The following is a 22,642-nucleotide window of genomic DNA, read 5'->3' as shown; positions in this document are numbered from 1 at the left end:
CGGGGACAATAAAACTAAGTACTAGGTGGCCGACTACTGGCAAACGTACTCGGTAGAGCTTTCAAAGAACCTGTCGTAGTAGTCGTTTGGATTATCGCCAGAGCCGAAGTACACAAGCTCTGCACGGTAGTAGTTGGTGACCCCGTAAAGTCCAGGTGTGCTACACGTCGCCGGTATCGGACCTTGGTACTTCTGACCTGCGAAAACGTGGTGATACTCCTCGCAGGAATAGCCGCCGCCAACGGCGTGAGGATCTGGCCTACAGGTGCCGCCACCGTACTTCATGTTGTCAAAACCGGTGGATGCGTCGGTCGAGCATGAGCCCAGCCCTTCCGGACCCCAGTCGCCGTACGTGTAGACGCCGCTGGGCCCGTCCACGCCGCCCTGGCAGAAGTTCGTATAGGCCACCGGATAAGGCTGGATGGTTTCCGAGTCCACCCATAGCAGGCGGCCCGTTGGCACCCACTGACCGGCGAACGCGCTCTGAGTGAAGCCGACCGATAGCAAAGCAAGTGACATGCCCAACATCAGGCGGCGAGGGGTCGAGCGGGCAGTCCTGCAATCGTTTTGCATTGAGTTCACTTCCATCTCTCCGTGAGTAGGGTAGTGCTGCACTGCCCGCGCACGGTCGCAACACCCCGGCATAGGTGCAATCGGAAGACCGCCCAGAATGGTGTAGGTAAAACCCCAAGGCGGCGAGCTATGTGACCCGTGTCGAAGTGTGAGCGATTCAGGCAGGTGGCCGGCGCCTTCGCAGGATCTGCGACGCCCGGTCGTATCCTCCCCGGCATGCTCCCCTCGCACGGCTACCAAGGCTTCCGCAATGCCCCAATCCCCTCTGGCTGGGTCCAGACGGGTGAGCGCTGGGCGCTCTGGCACAACGGCCGGGAGACGGCCAGCATCACCCCTGATGGCGGCCCAGGGGTCCGTCTGTGGATGGAAGGTCAGAAGTTCTGGCACGTGAAGGAAGTACGTGCGGCCAACGTCCGGCAGGCAAAGCGCTACGCCGAGCGCTGGTGCGCCGCTAGGCTCTACCCCGACCTGCCTCTGCGTGAAGCCGTCGCCCTGCTGACAGACAGCACCCCGATTCAGCCGCCGCCGCCGATGCCCGGCCTGCCGCCGACCCGCGAGCAGCAGCAACAGGCCCGCCGCCTGGCCGAGGCCGGGACGAGGGAGCTGGAACGGGTCAAGGAAGCGCTGGAGCCGCGCAAGCCGCCGGCGGTGACCAAGCCCAGGGCGAAGGATCCGATGAAGGCTTGGCTGAGGGCGGGGCGCCACCAGATGGGCCCCGCCGTCTGAGCGCAGAGCCTCCAGAAAACTCGCTACCGAGCCCTTGCGCTGCAAGGGCCTGCATGCCCATGCTCCAGAAATGAAGTCAAAGCAAGTCTTTGATTCGCATCTAGAGTCAGGCAGACTTCTAAGCCGCCACTCAGAGTGGCCCACTTGGCTAGAAACCGCTCTTGACTGATTGAATCTCAAATGGGGGCGGCTGGATGCAAGACATTCTGAAATTCGGATGGGCAGCCCTACAAGCCCTTGGGGGGCTCGGCGTTCTCGCCGCAGCCGTGGCGTTTTTTTTTCGTGAGAAGATCAAGCACTCCCTACTTGAATCCATGCAAATGAGGTTGGAAGGGGAGAAGGCTCAACTAGCCTTGGATCACGCCCGGTATTCATCTCAGCTGGCCATGGACGCGGAAAACCACCGGGTCAGCTTGATCGCCGAGTCTGAGCGGCTAAAAGCAAATCAGCAGATCAAAACCTCGCTAGCTTTAAGGCTTGGGGAGCGCCGATTCGAATCGATCTGCGCTGTCCATGCGGCAGTGGCAGGGATTCCGCCGGCTGCCAGGGGTATCTCTCTTACCCTGTTTACGCGCGCGCCGGCCGAATTCGAGCGGCGCTTCGGCGAGGTTCAGCAGATGTTGGACGAAGCCATTAATGCATTGAAGATGAACAGAGCGTTCATCAGCCCCGAGCTTTTCCGCGCTGGAATATTGGTGACTAGCGCTGTCGCAGATGTGCTAGGAAAACGGTTGCAGTTTGACGACCCTCCGCTCAACGAGAACGCACACGAGGTACGTTCTCTGGTCTCAACCTTTCGAGAGTTCGAGGCCTGTTTGAGCCTGTCTCTGAAGCCTTACGACTCCTCAGCATGGTTGGAATGACGGCCGCCATATGGGCCAATTTGGCACAGCAATGGCACTGATAGAGCCGAACGCCCACTGTCCCAAGGGTGGGTCGCCCCCCTCCTAAGGGGAAGGTCGCCCGTTCGAATCGGGCCGGGGTCACCAGAATCAAGGGCCTGGGTGCACGTCACCTGCTGCGGCTGCTCTGGTTCGGCCAGCGGTACGACGGGACGATATCCCTGTGCACCGACGTCGCCCCCACGGTTGGAGCGCCCAACCTCCAGAAAACTCCGACCTGTCCCCCTGCGGCCCAAGGCCAGCCTGCCTGCGCCAGCAAACAATTCAATGCAAGTCTGTGATTTGGTTCCATAGCCAAGCAGGTTTTCAAGCTGCCGAACTATAAGTCTTGCTCACACCTGGCTATTTCGTCGTGGGCCGGGACTGGTCTCCCGAGGTCGAGGCATCCAGTTCCCGTTGAACATTGTCATTCCGGATACTGTCGATGGCCCGCTGCTGGCTCTCCAGCAATGCCTCACATCGCTGCAATTCCGATCGCACCAAGTCGATTTTTCCATGTTCCGCCATGGCAGCCGCTCTAATAGCTGCGGCCTCCCGTAGGGGCGCAACCAGTGGTAACCAAGTCTTGTAGCGAGCAGGTTCGGTCGCAGTCAAAGAATATGCCTGACCATGCAGCCACAATGCCGCAGTCTGCGCGCCATTTCCCAGGTTCTTGAACTGCTCGGCAGAAGCCGGTCGGCCGGCCTCTCGCTCGTGAGTGGCCAGGAAATCCCACCAGCCAGCGCAGTTGGCATAGTACTTGGCCGATTCAACCGCTTCGGCAGCGACAACGGCAATCTCTTCCTGCGTAACCCCGGCGGTAGCCGGCGGAGCGGCGTCCTGGCCGAGCATCAGTAGCAGTCCAAGCAGATCCATGCCGCTCACGAATGTAACCTCAAGGGCCCTCTGGGCCTCAAATCTATAGAGCTCTGGCAGGCCGTGCAAACCTGCAAACTCCTGGGGGAGGGGAAGGGTGAGCCATCTCAGGCGTTCGTCGCCCGAACGCCTCCACTTCACCAACGTCGAGGCAAATGGCACAGCTTTGGCGCAGTTCCTTCTGGAGCCATTGCTAGATATGGCCGAGTCGCCCCCCCTCCTAACGGGAAGGTCGCCCGTTCGAATCGGGCTGGGGTCACCATCCACGTCGGGCGCATCGACGCGCGCCCGCTACACTGCCGGCACCATGGATCATCTCCTGCAGCCCGTCTTTCCTACGCACTTCGCGGTCATCGCCGGCTGGCTCGACTCGCCTGCGGCGACCCTGCGCTGGGCCGGCCCCGGTGTGCCATTTCCCTTGCCTGCCGATGCCTTCGCCGCTGCGTTGGCGTTGCCTGCGCGCCCGGGCTGGGCACTGCTGGATGGCGACGGCACCTGCGTTGGCTTCGGCCAGTATTGGCGGACGACACCGGGCAGCACCCACCTTGGGCGCATCATCGTGTCGCCACAGGTACGTGGCCGTGGCCTGGGCCGGATACTGATGACCGCACTGTGCGCCGAAGCCGTTCGCCACACCGATGCAGTGCAACTGACATTGAAGGTCTATCGAGACAATCTGGCCGCCGTGGCGCTGTACCGCGAACTTGGCTTCGTCGACATCGAAGACGCATCCACGCCGGAACTGCTGTTCATGGCCCGCCGTACCGGCTGAGCCGCGGAAGAGCGCTCTCCACTCCCGCTGCACATCACCTGCACGCGCTGCTGCAAGCGGACTCGGCAGTCTGGTGCTGTCCCCATCGGTTGCCTAGGAGCGCCCCCCATGAATACCCCCGGCACCCCCAAGCCTTCCTGGCGCCAGCGCAACGTGCTGCTGACCGTTGCCGCCGTACTGCTGGTGATCGTGCTGATCCTGCTTTTCATCCCCTGGTAGCAGCACGGCCGCCGCCAGGTGCGGCGTGATTTCCCTTCCATTTCAATGCCGCCGGTAGCCCATGGCCCGGCGGTTTTTTTGTGCGCGCCCCTGCCTGTCTCCTCGTCCCGGCTCCGAAAATGCGTGACGAATTGCCGGAAAGGGCGGTCCGGCTGCCGGATCCGTGCACGAGCCCCCGGAGGCCGGTTGCTACAGCTGTGCTCGCGGGGCCGACGCCAAATTCAGCAAATTTAAATGTGACGTGCATCACACAATTGTTTGCATTGTGTTATCTTCGTCACAGTTTTGCGCACCTGACCAACAGGGTCCAGGGATGGTTGTAGTCGCCACGGAGCCGGCAGACACGCATTCGTACGCGTCTCCGGGTCCGGGAGAACCATCCCCGGCAACCCACTGAACAGCGGCTCCCCTGCGGGGCCGATGACGGGGAAAAAACCAACATGTGGCAGTCGACGACGTCGCGCATCAGCGCGGGCGGTGAATCCGTTCATCCTGAAAAAAGTGCACACCCCGGCCGGGCCGGACGATGGCTGGCCGTCGGCCTGCTGTTGCTGCTCTCCTTGATGCTGCCATCGTCGGCTTGGGCCGCGGCCTACGCGACCGGCGGCACCAGCCCATACCGCAACACGGTGCTGTGGCTGACCTGGGGCGGCGGCTCGGCGCTGGGCACGCACGGGGTGACGCTGAACAATGGCGATACCTCGTCGATCTCCATGCCCGTTGCCTCCGGCATCGACCTCAACGTCAGCTGCAGCCTGGCCAACATCAGCGGTGGTGGCATCCTGCAGAGTTACCGTCCCGGCAACTTCAGCGGCGACAGCCTGGATGACCTGTACAACGTCGGTGGCGCTGGCGGTGCCAACCAGCTGATCGCGGGCATCTCGCGCAGCACCGGCACATCCTCTTTCGAAATCAACTGCGTCTCGACGCTGGGCGGTGCGCCCTATCGTCTGCGCGGCGTGGTGATGGCCGACGCCGAGTCGATCAACAACAGCGGCGAGTTCGTCGAAGCCAGCGCACTGGGCACCTGGAACGTGGTGGAGATGCGCAAGAACCTCGGCGCAGGTGCCTACAACGTGACCAAGTCCAGCAGCGGCAGCAACAGCGTGATCCGCTTCGGGCCGGGCAACGACAACAACACCGCTGCGGTGACGTTCCTCAATTTCGACAATGCAGCGCATGCGCCGGGCAACCTTGCGGTGAACATGGGCTTTTCGATGCGCGGCGGCGGTACCACCGCCATCGCCATCGGCCTGCTGGTGCCCTACGCCGACTTCGGCGATGCGCCGCAGAGCTATGGCGACGCCATGCACGTGGTGGACGATCTGCAGTTCCGCCCGGATGGCCTGCCGGTCAATGCCACCCCCACCAACATCAACACCGCTGGCTATACACCGGGCGGCCTGGCACCGCCGCTGACCGACTTCCTCGGCACCGTGGGCCCGGATACCGAGCAGAAGAGCAGCTACAGCGCCGATGCGAAGGGCGACGACAACTTCCCCGCGGGCAATCCCAACGAAGAGAACGCCTGGCCGACGAACTACGTGCTGACGGTGATGCAGGCCGGTACCCAGATCGGCCAACCGGTGGCGTGCGTGGGCAACGGCAGCGTGGCCGGCTGGATCGACTTCAACCGCAACGGCACCTTCGACCCGGGCGAGCGCAGCAACACCGCTGCCTGCAGTGGCGGCGGGGCCAATCTGAGCTGGACCGTCCCCGCGCAGGTAAGCGCCGGTACCAGTTACGTGCGCCTGCGCTATGCGACCAATGCGGCGCAGATCCAGCAACCGACCGGCGTGGCTGACGACGGTGAAGTGGAAGACCACCTGATCACCATCACTGCTCCCGCACTGAAGGTGGTGAAGAGCAACAATGCCACCGGCGGCATCTGGAACTATGGCCAGACCGGTACCCAGTACACGCTGACGATCAGCAACACCACCAGCGTGCCGACCGGTAATCCGCCGAACGTCCCGGCGGGTGTGATCACTGTGCGCGACCAGTTGCCGGCGGGTATCGTGCCGAACTGGACCGGTACCCTCACAAGCGGCAGCTGGAGCTGTACGGCGAGCGGCCAGGCGGTGACCTGCACCAGCAGCCAGGTGCTGTCGGCAGCTGGCACCGCCGGTGACAGCAGCAGCTTCACCCTGCCGGTGACGGTGTCCGCATCGGCAAGTGGCCTGCTGCGCAACCATGCCAGCGTCGGTGGCGGCTACGATCCGTTCAACGGCGGCAATCCGCCCGCACCGGGCGAGGCGTGCACCGACGCCAACCACTGCACCCGCAGCGATGTGACCGTGCCGGTCACCCGGGTGAGCTATGCGAAACGCTCCAACACCACCGGACCGGTGACGGTCGGAGCGACGGTGAGCTACACCGTCGACGTCACCATTGCCGATGGCAACAGCCGCGACCTGCTGACCCTGACCGACACCCTCGGCACCGGTCTGGACTTTGCCAGCGTGACCAATGCCGGCGCCTTCACCTGCAATGCGGCCAATCCACTGGTGTGCACGCTGCCCGCGGGCAGCGTACCGGGCACCTACAGCCTGACCTACGCAGCCACCGTCAACGCACAGGCCAGTGGCCAGGTGGTCAATACGGTGGTTGGCACCGGCACCGACACTCCCACCTGCAGCAGCAACTGCACCACCACCACGCCAGTGGCGGCGCCGCGCATCTCGGTGTCCAAGGCCAGCGGTACGGCCGGCCCGGTCGCGATGGGCGACAGCGTTGCCTACACGGTGAGCGTGGTCGTGGCCGATGCGCGCACCACCGCTGCCGTCACATTGACCGATACCCTGGGCACCGGCCTGGACTTCGGCGGCATGACCAATGCCGGCGGCCTTGCCTGCGTGCCCGGCAATCCGCTCGTGTGCACGCTGCCCGCCGGCACGGTGCCCGGCACCTACGCGCTCTCGTATACCGGCATCGTCAACGCACAGGCGGTTGGCCAGGTGCGCAATGCTGTCGTGCCGAGTGGTCCCGACAATCCGTCGTGTGTCGGCAGCTGTGACACCACCACGCCACTGGCCAGCCCGCAGGTGAGCTACGCCAAGCAGGCGTCCACCGGCGGACCGGTGCGGGTGGGCGACAGCATCGGCTATACGCTGAGCGTGACCGTTGCGCGTTCGCGCACCACCGATGTGGTCACCCTGACCGATACGCTGGGCAGCGGCCTGGACTTCAGCAGCGTGACCAGCGCCGGCATCTTCACCTGCAATGCGGCCAATCCGCTGGTGTGCACGCTGCCCGCAGGGACGGTGCCGGGCACCTACAGCCTGAGCTACACCGCTACGGTCAACGCGCAGGCCAGCGGCACGGTACGCAATGCCGTGCTCGGCACCGGCACCGACACACCTTCGTGCACGGCCAACTGCGATACCACCACGCCGGTGGCGACGCCGGGCGTGAGCTACGCCAAGTCGGTGAACAGCGCCGGCCCAGTATCGGTGGGTGACAGCCTGACCTACACCTTGACCACGGTGGTGACCAACTCGCGCACCACCGACGTGGTGACGTTGACCGATACGCTGGGCAGCGGCCTGGATTTCGGCAGCGTGACCAGCGCTGGTGCGTACACCTGCAATGCGGCCAACCCGATGGTGTGCACGCTGCCGGCCGGTACCGCACCGGGCAGCTACAGCCTGTCGTACACCGCAGTGGTCAACGCCCAGGCCACCGGCCAGGTGACCAATGCGGTGCTGGGCAGCGGCGGTGACAACCCAAACTGCACCGTCAACTGCGATACCACCACGCCGGTGGCAGGCAGCCAGATCGACTACCGCAAGACCTCGGCCGCCGCCGGCCCGGTCAAGGTGGGCGACAGCATCGCTTACACCCTTACCGCTGTGGTCAGCCGCTCGCGCACCACTGCTGTGTTCAGCCTGACCGACACGATGGGGCAGGGCCTGGACTTCGGTTCGGTCACCGCCATCACCGGCTTCACCTGCAACGCCGCCAATCCGCTGGTGTGCACGTTGCCGGCCGCCACCGCACCGGGTACCTACACGGTCAACTACACCGCGACGGTGAATGCGCAGGCCAAGGGCAGCGTCAGCAACGCCGTGCTTGGCAGTGGCACAGGAACCAACACCTGCACCACCGACTGCACCACCACCACCCCGGTGCTGGCGGCGACGGTCACTTACCGCAAGTCCTCCAGCACCGCATCGCCGGTCAACATTGGTGACGCGGTGGACTACAGCGTCGAGGTGGTGGTCGCCAACTCGCAGACCAGCGATGTGCTCACCCTGACCGATACGCTGGGCGCAGGCCTGGACCTGCAGTCGGTGACCCAGCCGGGCGCCTTTACCTGCAACGCCAGCAATCCGCTGGTATGCACGCTGCCGGCGGGCACCGCACCCGGGACCTACACGCTGGGCTACCGCGCGCAGGTCAACGCGCAGGCCAGTGGCAGCGTCCGCAATGCGGTGCTGGGCAGTGGCGGCGACACCCCCACCTGCACCGGCACCTGCAGTACCGAACACGTGCTGGCCGAGCCGCGCGTGGTGCTGGAAAAGCTGTCCGGCCCGGCCAGTGGCAGTGAAGTGCGTCCGGGCGACCGCCTGCGCTATACCCTGCGGGCCACCGTCGAGCGCGCTTCGCTGCGGCAGCCGTTGCAGCTGCTGGATACGCCCGATGCCGGGCTGAGCGTGGACACGCTGCCGGTAGGCTGCGTGCAGCAGGGCACCGACATCGTCTGCACGCTGCCGACCGGTACGCCGGTGGGTCAGCATGAATTCGTCTACCAGGCCATCGTCAACCAGGAAGCACGCACGGAAGTGCTCAACCGCCTGCGCGGCCAGTACCCGGATGGTTCGCCGCCGCCGGAGTGCAGCACCTGCGAAACGCGGCACAAGGTGATCTCGGACTTCGCGCTGCGCATCACCAAGACCGCCAACCCGCGGCTGGTGAAGGTCGGCGACCTGGTGCGCTACCAGTTGGTGGTCGAGAACGTCGGCAGCAGTCATTGGCGCGACGGCGTGGTGGTCGACACACCGCCGCCGGGCTTCAGCTACGTGGATGGCTCGATGCGCGTGGCCGACGACGACGGCGCGTTCTCGCTGGGCGGCAGCCAGACTCCGCTGCGCATCGGCGCGGTCGACATTGCCGTGGGCCGCAGTGCCACCATCACCTACCTGCTGCGTGTGGGTGCGGGCGTGCGCGCCGGCAATCACATCAACCAGGCCGTGGCCACTGCCGACGACGGCACCCCGCTGTCGAACGTGGGGACCGCTGAAGTGCGCATGGATGCCGATCCGCTGCTGGAAGACAGCCTGGTGTTCGGCACCGTGTTCGATGATCGCGATGGCGACGGCTGGCAGGACAGTGCGGAGCTGACGGGCGTGCGCGTGCAGGGTGGTTTCGCACCGGCTGCCTACGTGCCGGGTTCGACCACGCTGGATCGTGGCGATGGCCCGCAGCCGTTGGCCGATGCCAGCGCGCCGCTGCTGCATGGCGTGCAGGTGGGCGTGGTGCATGGGCTTGCATCCACCTCGGATACTGTCGAGAGCCACCAGGTGGTGATCCGGCAGCGCCTGCGCGAATTGTCCTTCACCGATGATTTCGTGCTGGAAAGCGCACAGGGCCATCGCCTGCAGCTGGATGCGCAGGGTGGCGCAACCGTGCATCGCAGTGGCGAGGCGGCCAAGGGCCTGACCGCGGCGGAGCCGGTCGTGCATCGCGAGATAGCGCGGGTGGCCGAGGGTTATGAAGTGGCCTACGTGATCCGCAACCACGGTATCCAGGAACAGGGCATTCCCGGCGTGCGCCTGGCCACGGTGGAGGGCCTGCTGATCGAAACCGATCCGTTCGGTCGTTACCACCTGGCCGATGTGCACGGCGGTGATGCACGGCTGGGCCGCAACTTCATCGTCAAGCTGGACCCGGCAACGGTACCGGGTGGTTCCGAGCTGACCACCGAAAATCCGTTGCTGCGACGGGTCACCCAGGGCGTGCCGACCCGCTTCAGCTTCGGCGTGCGCCTGCCGCCGTCGCCGCAGGCGGCCGCCGAGCGCGCTGAGCTGGCATTGGGCGAGGTGTTGTTCGCCCCGGGCAGCAGCGAACTGCGCACCAGCTATCGCCCGGTGCTGGCGAAGATGGCCGAGGTGGTTGACCGTTACCAGGGCGGCGACGTGGTGATTGCCGCCAACGGCGAAAGCCAGGCATTGGCCTTCGCCCGTGCGGTGGCCGTGCGTGATGCGCTGCAGGCCGAGGTGGCCGAAGGGGCGCGCGCTGGCCTGAGTGTGCAGCTGCGTACCGACGTGCGCGATCCGCACTCGTTGGTCGCTGGCGTTGATGCCGGTGGTGCGTTGCTCGGCAACGTGCTGTTCGACACCGACAAGGCGGTGATCCGCGAGGAGTTCAAGCCGCTGTTGGCCGCGATCGCCGCGCGCTTGGAGCAGATGGGGGGCGGCCAGGTCAGCCTGGTCGGTCATACCGATGCGCGTGGCAGCCACGTCTACAACCAGGCGTTGGGCCTGCGCCGTGCCAATGCCGTGTTCGAAGCGCTGCGCGTCCAGCTCAGCCCCGCCGTGCAGCAGCGTCTGCGCGTGCGCAACGAGGAGACCGCCGCCACCCGCGCGGCGGCCCGCCAACAGGAGGCCCGCCGATGAGCGCCCATCACTCTGTCGTCCGGCGTCCTGCCCGCCTGCACCGCGCCGCGTTGTACCAAGCGCTGCTGTTGAGCCTGGCAGCAACCGCACAGGCGGTGCCACCGCCGGCCAACGTCACGTCCAGCGACGCCGCGCCGATCCACTGCGAGAGCAATCAATGCAGCGCCGACGGCGACCTGCTGTTCACCCTGCGCTCGCGCAGCTTCGATGAGCCGGTGACCGACGGCACGTCGAAGCGTTCGTCGTCGCAGGTACTGCAGCCGGACCGCCGCGTAAGTGTTGCCCTGGACGAGCCGGGCAAGGCGACCGTGCGCGGTGAGTTCATGATCCGCCTACCGGAAGGCGGCGCGATCTGGGCCACCGAAGACCCCGCCATGGGACAGCCCGAGCTGTCGATCTCGGCGCCGGGCATGGTGGCGTTCGACCAGGGCCGCATCGTGCGACCGGTCGAATTCTTCGTGCGTGGCAACTACACCGCGTTCATCAAACGCCTGGAAGTGAGCATCTACCGCGGCAGCGACAGTGACCGGGTCGCGCCCCTGGCGACCTTTGAACTGCCTGTGGCTGCGGTCGGGCAGGGCAGTTGGGACGGCACGCTGCCGGCGTCCACGCCACTGCGTCGCGGTGACCGCCTGCTCTATGTGCTGCGCGCATACGATGCCGAGGGCAATGTCGATGAGATGTCTGCGCAGTCCATGCAGCTGGTGACGCTGGCCGAAGTGGAGCGTGGCAACCAGCAGTTGCGTGACGCCCTGGAAGATCGCCGCGGAACTTCCGTTGATGCCAACCAGGCCGCTTCGTTGTCGCTGCTGGAGCAGGTGTTCGACAGCAACGGCCTGCGTCAGCAGAACATCCCGGTGTACGGCTCGCGCGTGCGCCTGCGCGGCCGTGACCTGCCGCTTGGCGCGGTGCTGAAGATCAACGGCGAAAGCTATCCGCTGGACCAGGATCGCAAATTCGCCGCGGAATACCTGATGCCGGTCGGCCATCACGCGTTCGATGTGCGGGTCGAGCGACCCGACGCACCGGCGATCGCACGGACCCTTGAGGTGGATGTCAGCGGCCGCTATCTGTTCGGCGTCGGCTTGGCCGACGTCACGGTGTACCAGAACAAGGCCAGTGGTGCGGGCCGCGATGTCGCCCGTGGCGAGCGCGATGACGATGTACTCAGTGACGGGCGCCTGGCGTTCTATCTGAAGGCCAAGACGCGCGGCCGCTATCTGCTGACTGCACAGGCCGATACCCAGAACCGGCCGTTGGACGGGCTGTTCACCGGCTTCACCACCGCCGATCCGCAGGACCTGTTCCGCAGCCTGGATCCGGACCTGTATTACCCCACCTACGGCGACGATTCGCTGACCCAGCGCGACGTCGACAGCATGGGGCGCTTCTACCTGCGCATGGACTGGGACAAGAACCAGGCACTGTGGGGCAACTACAACACCGGCCTGAGCGGTACCGAATACGCCCAGTACGTGCGCTCGCTGTACGGTGCGGCGGTGTCGTGGCGCTCACGCGGCGCCAATGCCTGGGGCGATGCGCAGACCGAACTGCGCCTGTTCGGTTCGCAGGCCGAGACCGCGCCGGGGCACAGCGAGTTCATCGGCACCGGCGGCAGCCTGTACTACCTGCGCCACGCCAGCATCCTGCGCGGCTCGGACCAGGTGGTGCTGGAAATCCGTGACCGCACCACCGGCCGCGTCGAGCAGCGGGTGTCGCTGGTGCGCGGTGCGGACTACGAGATCGACGCGCTGCAGGGACGCATCCTGCTGACCCGGCCGCTGGCCCAGGTCAGCCGCGAGAACCTGCGCCGGATCAGCCGCGACGTGCCGCTGGACGGCTACGAGCAGCGGCTGATCGTCGACTACGAATGGGTGCCGACCGGCTTCGACAATGACGACATCACCGCCGGCGTACGTGGCAAGCACTGGTTCGGCGATCACGTGGCAGTGGGGGCGACCTACGTCGACGAACAGCGCGCCGGCCAGGACTACTCGCTGCGCGGTGCGGACCTGACCCTGCAGGCCGGGCGTGGCACCTACCTGAAGGTCGAACACAGCCGCAGCGAGGCGACCAGTGCCCCGGTGTTCTTCTCCGACAACGGTGGCCTGAGCTTCACCCGCCTCAACCCCGAAGGGCCGCGCGAAGGCGAGGCGACCGCGGTGGAGGCTCGGGTGAATCTGCGCGAGCTGGGCTGGACCCAGCGCGACTGGAGTGCCGGTGCCTGGTGGCGGCAGGTCGACGGTGGTTACTCGGTGGGCCGCTTCGACACCGGCCAGCGTGTGCGTGAGCAGGGCGCCGAGCTGCTGGGCTACGTCACCGACGATTTCAGCCTGTACGCGCGTTACAGCGAAGCACGGCGCGGCAATGAATCGTTGATCCAGGCCCAGGCCACCGCCGAATGGCGGATCGGCGACAACGACCGCGTGTCGGCCGAGCTGCGACGGGTGCAGGAAGACCGCGGCATCGGCAGCAATGCCGGTGTGCTGGCGGCCGCGCGCTACACCCATCGCATCGGCACCGCGCTGGACCTCTATGGGGGTGGCCAGCTGACCGTCGATGACGATCATGGCCGCTATGCGGACAATGACGCGGTGGTCGCCGGTGGTACCTACACCTTCGCCAACCTGTCCACGATCGGTGCCGAGGTCAGTGATGGTGATCGTGGCAGCGCTGCGCAGGTCAATGCCGAGTACAAGCTGACCCCGCAGCACAGCTTCTATGGTGCGTTCACCCAGTCCACCGACCGCAGTGAGTACGACCCGCTGTTCAGCCCGAACGCGCAGGACGGCTGGACGCTGGGCCAGCGCTGGCGCCTGTCCGACCAGGTCAACGTGTTCAACGAGAGCCAGTTCCTGAAATCCGGCCAGGAATCGGGTCTGGCGAATACCTTCGGCATGGATTTCTATCCGGCAGTGGGCTGGAACGCCGGCTTCACCCTCAGCGATGGCAAGCTGGATGCGAGCAGCAGCCAGGTGGATCGCAAGGCTGTCAGCCTGTCCGGCGGCCGTACGTCGCCGGGTACCGAGTGGCAGAGCAAGCTGGAGTGGCGTCGCGACACCGGTGCGGAGCGGCGCACGCAGTGGGTCAGCACCAACCGCCTCAGTCATCGTCTCAATGACAGCTGGCGGATCGTCGCGCGGTTCAACTACGCCGACACCGACGATGCGATCAACCCGGTGGCCGGCGCCCGCTTCATCGAAGGCAATCTCGGCTTCGCCTACCGCCCCTGGGACAATGATCGCTGGGCGCTGTTCGGCCGCTATAGTTATCTGTACGACCTGTCGACGATGGGCCAGGTCAACGGCGTGGACTACGACCAGCGCACCCAGGTGCTGTCGCTGGAAGGCGTGTACCGCATCGACCAGCGCTGGGAAGTGGCGGCCAAGCTGGCCCGCCGCGAAGGCGAGGTGCGCTATGGCCGCGGCACCGGTCCGTGGTTCGATTCAGCGACGAACTTCGGCGCCGCGCAGCTGCGCTACGACCTGTACTACCAATGGCATGGCCTGCTGGAGTACCGCCTGCTGGACGTGCGTGATGGTGGCCGCAGGCAGGGTTGGCTGGCCGGCGTGGACCGCGATGTCGGCCGCAACTTCCGGGTCGGCGTGGGCTACAACTTCACCGACTTCAGTGACGACCTGACCAAGTTCGACTACACACACCGCGGCTGGTACCTGAACCTGGTGGGCCGTTATTGAGGACCGGGCAACGCCAGGCCATGCCTGGCAAGCCCTCGACGGAGACTGCGAGTAGTGCCAGGCCATGCCTGGCAAAACAGCTGTCCCTCACGCCTGCTTGAGCAGCTCCACCAGCTGCCGCAACCGGTACGGCTTGGGCAGGAATTCCACCTGCTCGGGCAGCGGGGGCAACTGCGAGCGCGCGTAGCCGGAGGAGAGGATCATCCGCGCCTGCGGCTGGTCCCGCGCCACATGCTCGCTCAGCTCGATGCCCGACATCCCGTTGGGCATGCTGATGTCACTGAACACCACATCGAAACGCGTATCTCCCTGCAGCAGCGCGACCGCTTCCTGCGCATCGGCCGTGGTGGCCACGTCGATGCCGAAGTCGCGCAGGGCCAGGCCGATCATTTCGCGCAGATCGGTCTGGTCCTCCACCATCAGTACGCGGATCGGATCATCGGTCATGGGTTGGGTTCCTCTGTGGCGGGTAGCAGCAGGCTGACCGTGGTGCCAACACCGGGCGTGGTGGACACGTCTACGAAACCGCCGCTCTGGGTGGTGAATCCGAACACTTGGCTCAGGCCCAGGCCGCTGCCCTTGCCGATGTCCTTGGTGGTGAAGAAGGGTTCGGTCGCGCGCTCGGCGATGTCCGGGGCCATGCCGTGGCCCTCATCGCAGACGCTCAACGTTACATAGGTCCGTTGCCGGGATGTGTCGGCGTCGGGGTCCATGCGGTGCTCCAGCGCGGTGGCGATCAATACCCGGCCGCCGCCAACCGTGGCGTCCGCAGCGTTGCCGACCAGATTGGCGAGCGCTGTCTGCAGCTGCACGGTATCGCTGAGTATCGCAGGCAGGCCGCCGGCCAGTGCGGTTTCCAGGGTGACGCCAGAAGGGCAGGTGGCCTGCAGTGCCGGCAGCCAGTCGCGGATGCGCGCGTTGATGTCCAGCGTTTCGCGGATAAGGGTCTGCCCGGTGCTGAAGGCCAGCAGCTGCCGGGTCAGCAGCGCACCACGGTCGCTGGCCGCCTGCGCGGTGGTCAGCAGGGCGTTGGCACGCTCGTCATCGCCCATGCGTGCCGACAGCAGGTCCAGCGCATTGACGATGGTGGTCAGCAGGTTGTTGAACTCGTGGGCAAGGCCGCGGCTGAGCTGGCCGACCGTCTCGAACTGCTGGGTCTGGCGCAGCGCCCGCTGCGCGTCGCGCAGGAGCCGTTGCGCCTGCCACTGCTCGGTGATGTCGCGGGTGATCTTGACGAAACCCACCAGCTCGCCGTTCTCGACCACCGACTCGATGACCACGCTGGCACGGAACGGCGACCCGTCACGGCGCACGCGCCAGCCTTCTGCAGCCTGGTGCCCGCTTTCCGCCGCCAGGCGCAGCAGCCGCTGCGGCTCGCCGGCATCGCGATCGGCCGGCAGGTAGAAGCGTCCGAAGTGGGTGCCGATGACTTCTTCCGACCGATAGCCCTTGATGCGTTCCGCACCTGGGTTCCAGCTGCAGACAATGCCATCGGGATCGAGCAGGTACAGCGCATGATCGCGCACGCTGTCGATCAGCAATCGCAGCTGTCGGGAAGGGTCCGTCAACACGGACGGCGTCGAAACGGCAGCGACCACGATGAAATGCGTATTACCTGTGTGAGGCACGAGAACGTAGGCAGTGCAGTGTGAAGAAGGTGTGCACGCAACGCCCGTGCCATTGGTCGTATGCGGCTGAATGCGACACGGAGTAACATCACCCCCCTTTTCCAATGTGGAACCGACCTGCATGCGTCCTGGTGCGACTACGCGTGACCGCTGGATCTGGATGACCTCGGCGGTGCTGGTGGCGGCTACGGCCGCGCTGGAACTGGTGGTGCCGCTGGGCTACGCGGTGTGGCTGGCCTATTTCATGGCCATCGGCGTCACTGTGTTCCAGCGCAGCGCCCGGGTACCGTTCGTGGTGGCCGTCAGCGCCTGCGTGCTGCTGGCGGTGGGCTACAACGTGGCGCCGGCCAGTACCAATTCGTCCTTCTCGTTCGTCAACCGGACCATCGGCGGCGCCGCTTTCCTGATGATCGCGCTGATCGCATCGCGTGCGATCCAGGCGCGACGGGAGGCCATGCGCGCGCTGTGGCTGCAGGAAGCTGAGAACGCAGTGGCGCTTGGTCTGCGCGGCGAGCTGGCACCGGAGCAGATCGCCGAGGCGGCGGTGACGGCACTGGCGACCCACCTGCGTGCGGACGTTGGAGCGCTCTATCGACTGGATGGAGGCCGCCTGCAGCTGACCGGTGGACTGGCCTTGCCGACCGGCATCCCGGCGACGCTGGGCCTGCAGGAAGGGGTGGCAGGGCAGGTGGCCCGCGACCAGCTGGCGCGGCACCTGCAGGGCGGCGACGCGGCAACGCTGGAACTGCAGACGGGCCTGGGGCGCGTGCCTGTGCGCGAGCGCATCCTCGCCCCGGTCAGCAGTGACGGCGCCGTGGTCGGTGTGATCGAGCTCGGTCGCTCGGTTGTGGGTGATCAGCGTGCACTGGATGACGAACTGTTGGAGCGCTGCGCCGAAACGATCGGCATGGCACTGCGTACCTCGATGCTGCGCGGGCAGCTGATGGTGCTGCTGGAGGAGTCGCAGCGCCAAGGCGAAGAACTGCAGGCGCAGCAGGAAGAACTGCGTGTTGCCAACGAAGAGCTGGAAGAGCAGAGCCGCAGCCTGATGCAGTCCCAGAGTCATCTGGAACAGCAGCAGGCCGAGCTTGAGCAGAGCAATGTACAGCTGGAAGAGCGCACCCACGAGCTGGAGGCGCAGAAGCAGGCGCTGCTGGTCGCGCAGGGCCAGCTGGTCCGCAACAGCAACGAACTGGCCGCTACCTCGCGCTACAAGTCCGAGTTCCTGGCCAACATGTCGCACGAGCTGCGCACGCCGCTGAACAGTTCGCTGATCCTCGCCAAGCTGCTGGCCGACAACAAGGACGGCTCGCTCAGCGACGAGCAGGTCAAGTACGCCCGCGCCATCCTGTCGTCCAACAACGATCTGCTGGCGCTGATCAACGACATCCTCGATCTGTCGCGCATCGAAGCGGGGCACGTCGAACTGGCCGATGAAGTGGTGGTGGTCGACAGTGTGCTGCAGCGGCTGCGTGAGACCTTCGAGCCGATGGCGCGGCAGAAGGGCCTGGCGCTGCAGATCGAGGCTGATGGCCTGGCCCCCAGCCAGCTGGTGGCCGACAACCAGCGCCTGCAGCAGATCCTGAAGAATCTTCTGGCCAATGCGGTCAAGTTCACCGAGCACGGAAAGGTCAGCCTGCACGTTCGCAGCGGCGGTAATGGCCGGATCCGATTCGAGGTCTCCGACAGTGGCATCGGCATCGCACGCGACCAGCTGCAGCTGATCTTCGAGGCCTTCCGCCAGGCCGATGGCAGCACCCGCCGCCGTTACGGTGGCACCGGCCTGGGCCTGTCGATCTCGCGCGACCTTGCGGTACGCATGGGGGGTGATATCCAGGTGGACAGCGAGCCAGGCCGTGGCAGCTGCTTCATTCTCGAGCTGCCCCTGCAGGGCGCACCGATGGCGGAGGCCGGCGGAGACACCGCAGTCGCCGCGCCCGTACAGCAGGCCCCCGCCGCGACAGCAGCCCCTGCGCCTGTTGCCCAGCGACCCAGTGCCGCGCCGGCCGCCCCGGTGGCCGATGACCGTGGCCGGCGTCGCCACGCCGGGCGACTGATCCTGGCCGTGGAAGATGATGCGGTCTTCGCCGAAGCCCTGGTGACGCTGGCGCACGAGCTCGATTTCGACTGCGTGGTAGCCACGACCGCCGAAGAAGCGCTGGCGCTGGCGGCGGACCTGCGTCCGAACGGCATCCTGCTGGACATCGGCCTGCCCGACGTCTCGGGCCTGACCGTGCTCGAACGGCTCAAGCGCAACCCCGACACCCGGCACATTCCGGTGCATGTGGTCTCGGGCATGGATCGCGGCCAGGTCGCGCGCGAACTGGGCGCGATCGGCTTTGCGATCAAGCCGACCACGCGCGAGCGCCTGGTGGCTGCCATCGAACAGCTTGAACAGACCAGCCAGCGCGACGTGCGCCGCCTGCTGATCGTGGAGGACGACAACGATCTGCGCCGCAACCTGGAACTGCTGCTGGGCCGCGATCAGCTGCAGATCGCCGCAGTCGGTACGCTTGCCGCGGCGGTGGAACAGCTGAGCACGGTCACCTTCGACTGCATGGTGATGGACCTGTCGCTGCCCGACGGCAGTGGCTATGACCTGCTTGAGCACATGGCCGGCAACGATGATGTCGGCTTCCCGCCGGTCATCGTCTACACCGGCCGTGCGCTCAGCCGCGAGGAAGAACAGCGCCTGCGCCGCTACTCCAAGAGCATCATCATCAAGGGCGCGCGTTCGCCCGAGCGCCTGCTCGACGAGGTGACGCTGTTCCTGCACAGCGTGGAGGCCAACCTGCCCAGCGACCAGCAGCGCCTGCTGCGCGAAGCGCGCCGCCGCGACACCGTGCTCGACGGACGCACCGTGCTGCTGGCCGAGGACGATGTGCGCAACATCTTCGCGTTGTCCAGCGTGCTCGAACCGCTGGGGGTGACGCTGGAGATCGCCCGCAACGGCCAGGAGGCCGTTGACCGCCTGGCCCAGCGCGAGGTGGACCTGGTGCTGATGGACATCATGATGCCGGAGAAGGATGGCCTGCAGGCGATGCGCGAGATCCGCGCGCAGCGCCACCTGCAGGACCTGCCGATCATCGCGCTGACTGCCAAGGCCATGCCTGACGACCGTGAGCGCTGCCTGCAGGCCGGTGCCAACGACTACATCGCCAAGCCCATCGACGTGGACAAGCTGGTATCGCTGTGCCGGGTCTGGTGCTCGCGGCAATGAACGAGCAGGCGCTGTTCGACCTGGAGCTGAAGGTGCTGCTGGAAGCGCTGTACCAGCGCTACCACTACGACTTCCGCAGTTACGCGGTGTCCTCGCTGCGCCGTCGCGTCAGCCAGGCCATGCAGCGTTATGAGTGCGAGCGCCTGTCGGATCTGCAGCATCGCCTGCTGCACGAGCCGGAGCTGTTCGCCCAGGCCATGCAGTTCTTCACCGTGCAGGTCTCGGAGATGTTCCGTGACCCGGAGTATTTCCGGCAGATGCGCGAACAGGTGGTGCCGGTGCTGCGCACCTACCCCTCGGTGAAGCTGTGGGTGGCCGGCTGCAGCAGCGGCGAGGAAGTGTGGTCGCTGGCGATCCTGCTGCATGAGGAAGGCCTGCTTGAGCGCAGCATCGTCTACGCCACCGACATCAACCCTGCGGCCCTGGCCACGGCCGAGGCCGGCGCCTACGGCATTGATCGCCTGGCCCAGTTCAGCCGGAACTACCTTGCCGCCGGTGGCACCGGTTCACTGTCGGACTATTACACCACTGCCTACGACGGCGCGGTCTTCGACCGTCAGCTGCGCCGCAACGTGGTGTTCGCCGACCACAGCCTGGCCACCGACACGGTGTTCTCGGAAGTGCACCTGGTGTCCTGCCGCAATGTGCTGATCTATTTCAACCGCGACCTGCAGGATCGGGCGGTGGGGTTGTTCCGCGAAGCACTGGTCCATCGCGGCTTCCTCGGCCTGGGCAGCAAGGAGTCGCTGCAGTTCGGTCGTCATCACGATGCGTTCGAAGCCTGTTCGCGGGAGCACCGCCTGTACCGGAAGGTGGCCTGATGGTGCCGGTCCCGCGCCCCGCAGTGGTGGTGATCGGTGCATCCGCCGGTGGCGTGGCCGCCCTGCAGATCGTGCTTGGTGCGTTGCCGGCCAGCCTGCCGTTGCCGGTGCTGGTGGTGCTGCACCTGCCGCGCGACCGTTCCAGCCGCATCGCCGATGTGCTGGCGCCGTACTGCACGTTGACCCTGCGCGAAGCAGAGGACAAGCAGCCGCTGCAGGCCGGAACGGTAACGTTCGCGCCGCCGGACTACCACCTGCTGGTGGAGGACGAACAGGCCATCGCCCTGTCGATGGACGAGCCGGTGCTGTTCTCGCGGCCGGCCATCGATCCGCTGTTCGAATCCGCCGCCGCCGTGTTCGGCACGCGCGTGCTGGCGATCCTGCTGACCGGTGCCAGCAGCGATGGCAGTGATGGCGTGGCCGCGGTGCGCGCCGCGGGCGGCCAGGCCTGGCTGCAATGCCCCGAGGAGGCCGAGGCATCGATGATGCCGGCCTCCGCCCTGCAGCACGCCGGCGCCGACGCCGTGCTGCCCCTTGAATTGATGTGTCGTCGCCTGAAGGAGTTGTTTGCATGAACCTGCTGCCACCGGACCCTGCCCAGTCGCAGGCCCCGGTCAACCTGCTGATCGTCGACGACGTGCCGCAGAACCTGGTGGCGATGGAGGCGCTGCTGCGCCGCGAGGGCGTCAACCTGCTGCTGGCCGATTCCGGCGCGCAGGCACTGGAACTGCTGCTGGAGCACGAGGTGGCGCTGGCGCTGCTGGATGTGCACATGCCGGAGATCGACGGTTTCATGCTGGCCGAGCTGATGCGCGGCTCGCAGCGCAGCCGCGATGTACCGATCATCTTCCTGACCGCCTCGCCGGATGATCCGCTGCGGGTATTCAAGGGCTACGAGACCGGCGCGGTGGATTTCCTGCACAAGCCGGTCGCGCCGCAGGTGATCCTCAGCAAGGTCAGCGTGTTCATCGAGCTCTACCAGCAGCGGCAGCTGCTGAAGGCGCGCAACGAGGCGCTGGAGCGCGCGCTGAAGCTCAACGAGACCATGGCGGCGGTGCTGACCCACGACCTGCGCACGCCGTTGTCGGCGATCCTGCTGTGCGCCGACAAGCTGTCGCTGGAACTGCCGGCCGACAACACCGGTGCGCAGCAGACGCTGAGCTACCTGGAAGCCAGCACGCTGCGGATGGCGCGCATGGTCGAGCAGCTGCTGGACTTCTCGCGGATCCGCAGTGGTGGCCTGCGCCTGCAGAGCGGTGCCTGCGACCTGGCCGAGGTGACGCGTGCGGTGCTGGTGGAGGCCGGTGCCGGTCATCGAACCGACCGCATCGTGCTGGATGTGCGGGGTGACTCGACCCTGCAGGGCGACATGGATCGCCTGGGCCAGATCATCGCCAACCTGGTCGGCAACGCACTCACCCATGGCGCCGATGCGGCGGTGCAGGTGCAGGTCGATGGCGGCGATGCACGCGTGGTCGCGCTGCGCGTAAGCAATGCAGGCCATGTCGATGAGGCGCTGCTGCCACGATTGTTCGAGCCCTTCAAGGCAAGCTTCCACCAGAGCAACGGGCTTGGGCTGGGCCTGTACATCGTGGACCAGTTCGTGCGTGCCCATGGCGGGCAGTTGAGCGCGCGCAACGACGCTGGGCAGGTGGTGTTCGAGGCGTTGCTGCCGCGTCGCAGTGATGGGCGCAGCGTGGTGGTTTCCTGAATTCTTCAGCTGGCGCGTGAGCGTACTGAGACGAATTCGTCCGCAACTGCTACCGTGGCACCACTCTTGCAAAGGAAGCTCCATGCCACTGCGTGCCATCGCCTATGTCAGCCAGGCCCAGCCGGATCTGTCCGCCGAACGTCTGCAGATGCTGGTCGAGGATGCTGCGCGCTTCAACAAGCTGGCAGGGGTGACCGGCGTGCTGCTCAATGACGGCGAGCGCTTCCTGCAGTACATCGAAGGCCCACCCGATGGCATCGATTCGGTGTATGAGCGCATCCTGCAGGCCGGCAGCCATGTCGACATCGTCGAGCTGGCGCGCGGCCGGGTCGGCCAGCGCCAGTTTCCGTACTGGGCGATGCGCGAGTTGCCGGTCGACGCTGCGCTGCTGCGCCAGCTTTCCGCAGGTGACTGGTCGGGATTCGCCCGCACGGTGAACGGTGATGGTGCGTTGCTTACCGCGGTGGATCTGTTGACCGAGGTCGTGCGACCGGCGCTCAGCGCGGGCTGATCGCTAGCGCTGCGGTACGCAGTACGCCGCGTGCAATGCCTGCAGCACCCCCAGCGCTGGACCGTCCAGCAGCCGATAGTGCAGTGCCTGCGCCTGCCGTCGCGTTGCCACCACGTCCAGAGTGCGCAGCACAGCCAGGTGCTGTGACAGCGCCGACGCGCTCAGCCCAGTGACGGTCAGCAGTTCCTGCACCGGTGCTTCGCCTTCCACCAGACGACACAACACCCGCAGTCGCGCCGGGTGGGCCAGCGATTTCAGCAGGGCGGCCGCCTGGGTGGCATGCGCGGCCATCGCGGCGCTGTCGGTGGTAACGCTGGGCATGACTTGACCCGATAGTTCAGAAAAGCCTAATTTAGGAGAATCTAAATTAAAGGGCAAGGCGATGCGCG

The 22,642-nt window shown here is 66.0% G+C and carries 14 protein-coding genes and 2 pseudogenes; 11 read left to right on the top strand and 5 right to left on the bottom strand.

All coding sequences use genetic code 11. The features are described from left to right. Window positions 1-33: 33 nt before the first annotated feature. Window positions 34-519, bottom strand: a complete 486-nt coding sequence (locus MRBLST15_RS04025; protein ID WP_265951124.1) for a hypothetical protein — start codon at window positions 517-519, stop codon at window positions 34-36. 270 nt (window positions 520-789) lie between these two features. Between MRBLST15_RS04025 and MRBLST15_RS04020 the strand changes: the two genes are divergently transcribed. Both MRBLST15_RS04020 and MRBLST15_RS04015 read left to right on the top strand, forming a co-directional pair. Next, on the top strand, window positions 790-1,299 hold the full coding sequence (locus MRBLST15_RS04020) for a hypothetical protein (protein ID WP_367785287.1): 510 nt from the start codon (window positions 790-792) through the stop codon (window positions 1,297-1,299). A 194-nt stretch (window positions 1,300-1,493) separates the two neighbouring features. Next, window positions 1,494-2,162 (top strand): hypothetical protein, encoded by a 669-nt coding sequence (locus tag MRBLST15_RS04015; protein WP_367785286.1) that lies wholly within the window; start codon window positions 1,494-1,496, stop codon window positions 2,160-2,162. 381 nt (window positions 2,163-2,543) lie between these two features. Here the strand turns inward: MRBLST15_RS04015 and MRBLST15_RS04010 are convergent, their stop codons facing one another. Beyond that, complete coding sequence (locus MRBLST15_RS04010) at window positions 2,544-3,065, bottom strand: hypothetical protein (RefSeq protein ID WP_265955915.1); 522 nt, start codon at window positions 3,063-3,065, stop codon at window positions 2,544-2,546. Window positions 3,066-3,363: 298 nt separating this feature from the next. Here MRBLST15_RS04010 and MRBLST15_RS04005 point away from each other — a divergent pair, with 298 nt between their 5' ends. The 4 genes and pseudogenes from MRBLST15_RS04005 to MRBLST15_RS03995 all read left to right on the top strand — a co-directional run bounded on the left by MRBLST15_RS04005 (window position 3,364) and on the right by MRBLST15_RS03995 (window position 14,362). Further along, window positions 3,364-3,828, top strand: coding sequence for a GNAT family N-acetyltransferase (locus tag MRBLST15_RS04005; RefSeq protein ID WP_265955917.1), 465 nt, complete (start codon window positions 3,364-3,366; stop codon window positions 3,826-3,828). A 659-nt stretch (window positions 3,829-4,487) separates the two neighbouring features. Continuing rightward, window positions 4,488-9,275: pseudogene (locus tag MRBLST15_RS04000) on the top strand (CshA/CshB family fibrillar adhesin-related protein); the annotation flags it as partial. A gap of 21 nt (window positions 9,276-9,296) precedes the next feature. Next, window positions 9,297-10,571 (top strand): annotated as a pseudogene (locus tag MRBLST15_RS21045) (OmpA family protein); the annotation flags it as partial. An 89-nt stretch (window positions 10,572-10,660) separates the two neighbouring features. Then, the gene (locus tag MRBLST15_RS03995; RefSeq protein WP_367785284.1) at window positions 10,661-14,362 is read left to right on the top strand and encodes a hypothetical protein; all 3,702 of its coding nucleotides are present in this window, start codon (window positions 10,661-10,663) and stop codon (window positions 14,360-14,362) included. An 87-nt stretch (window positions 14,363-14,449) separates the two neighbouring features. Here the strand turns inward: MRBLST15_RS03995 and MRBLST15_RS03990 are convergent, their stop codons facing one another. Both MRBLST15_RS03990 and MRBLST15_RS03985 read right to left on the bottom strand, forming a co-directional pair. Next, on the bottom strand, window positions 14,450-14,809 hold the full coding sequence (locus MRBLST15_RS03990; RefSeq protein WP_265953173.1) for a response regulator: 360 nt from the start codon (window positions 14,807-14,809) through the stop codon (window positions 14,450-14,452). Further along, window positions 14,806-15,960 carry a two-component system sensor histidine kinase NtrB gene (locus MRBLST15_RS03985; protein WP_414716144.1) on the bottom strand — a complete coding sequence of 385 codons (1,155 nt, stop codon included), beginning with the start codon at window positions 15,958-15,960 and terminating at the stop codon, window positions 14,806-14,808. Before MRBLST15_RS03985 ends, MRBLST15_RS03990 begins: the two co-directional genes overlap by 4 nt. A 151-nt stretch (window positions 15,961-16,111) precedes the next feature. Between MRBLST15_RS03985 and MRBLST15_RS03980 the strand changes: the two genes are divergently transcribed. From MRBLST15_RS03980 to MRBLST15_RS03960, 5 genes are all read left to right on the top strand, one after another. Beyond that, window positions 16,112-19,210: a response regulator gene (locus tag MRBLST15_RS03980; RefSeq protein WP_367785282.1), complete on the top strand. Its 3,099-nt coding sequence runs from the start codon at window positions 16,112-16,114 to the stop codon at window positions 19,208-19,210. Beyond that, on the top strand, window positions 19,207-20,031 hold the full coding sequence (locus MRBLST15_RS03975; RefSeq protein ID WP_251478013.1) for a CheR family methyltransferase: 825 nt from the start codon (window positions 19,207-19,209) through the stop codon (window positions 20,029-20,031). Before MRBLST15_RS03980 ends, MRBLST15_RS03975 begins: the two co-directional genes overlap by 4 nt. Continuing rightward, window positions 20,031-20,606, top strand: coding sequence for a chemotaxis protein CheB (locus tag MRBLST15_RS03970; RefSeq protein WP_312705237.1), 576 nt, complete (start codon window positions 20,031-20,033; stop codon window positions 20,604-20,606). Before MRBLST15_RS03975 ends, MRBLST15_RS03970 begins: the two co-directional genes overlap by 1 nt. Next, entirely contained in the window at window positions 20,603-21,742 is a 1,140-nt protein-coding gene (locus MRBLST15_RS03965) for a hybrid sensor histidine kinase/response regulator (protein ID WP_367785281.1), read from the top strand. Before MRBLST15_RS03970 ends, MRBLST15_RS03965 begins: the two co-directional genes overlap by 4 nt. Before the next feature lie 82 nt (window positions 21,743-21,824). Next, entirely contained in the window at window positions 21,825-22,253 is a 429-nt protein-coding gene (locus MRBLST15_RS03960) for a BLUF domain-containing protein (RefSeq protein ID WP_265953167.1), read from the top strand. Between the two features lie 3 nt (window positions 22,254-22,256). Here MRBLST15_RS03960 and MRBLST15_RS03955 read toward each other — a convergent pair whose 3' ends face one another. Next, the gene (locus MRBLST15_RS03955; RefSeq protein WP_367785280.1) at window positions 22,257-22,574 is read right to left on the bottom strand and encodes an ArsR/SmtB family transcription factor; all 318 of its coding nucleotides are present in this window, start codon (window positions 22,572-22,574) and stop codon (window positions 22,257-22,259) included. Between the last annotated feature and the right edge of the window lie 68 nt (window positions 22,575-22,642).

This window comes from Stenotrophomonas sp. LST15-1-1.1, from assembly GCF_040815575.1.
Classification (GTDB): Bacteria; Pseudomonadota; Gammaproteobacteria; order Xanthomonadales; family Xanthomonadaceae; genus Stenotrophomonas; species Stenotrophomonas lactitubi_B.
The sequence above is the reverse complement of the archived record's forward strand: the minus strand, read 5'-3'. Positions and strand labels throughout refer to the sequence as shown.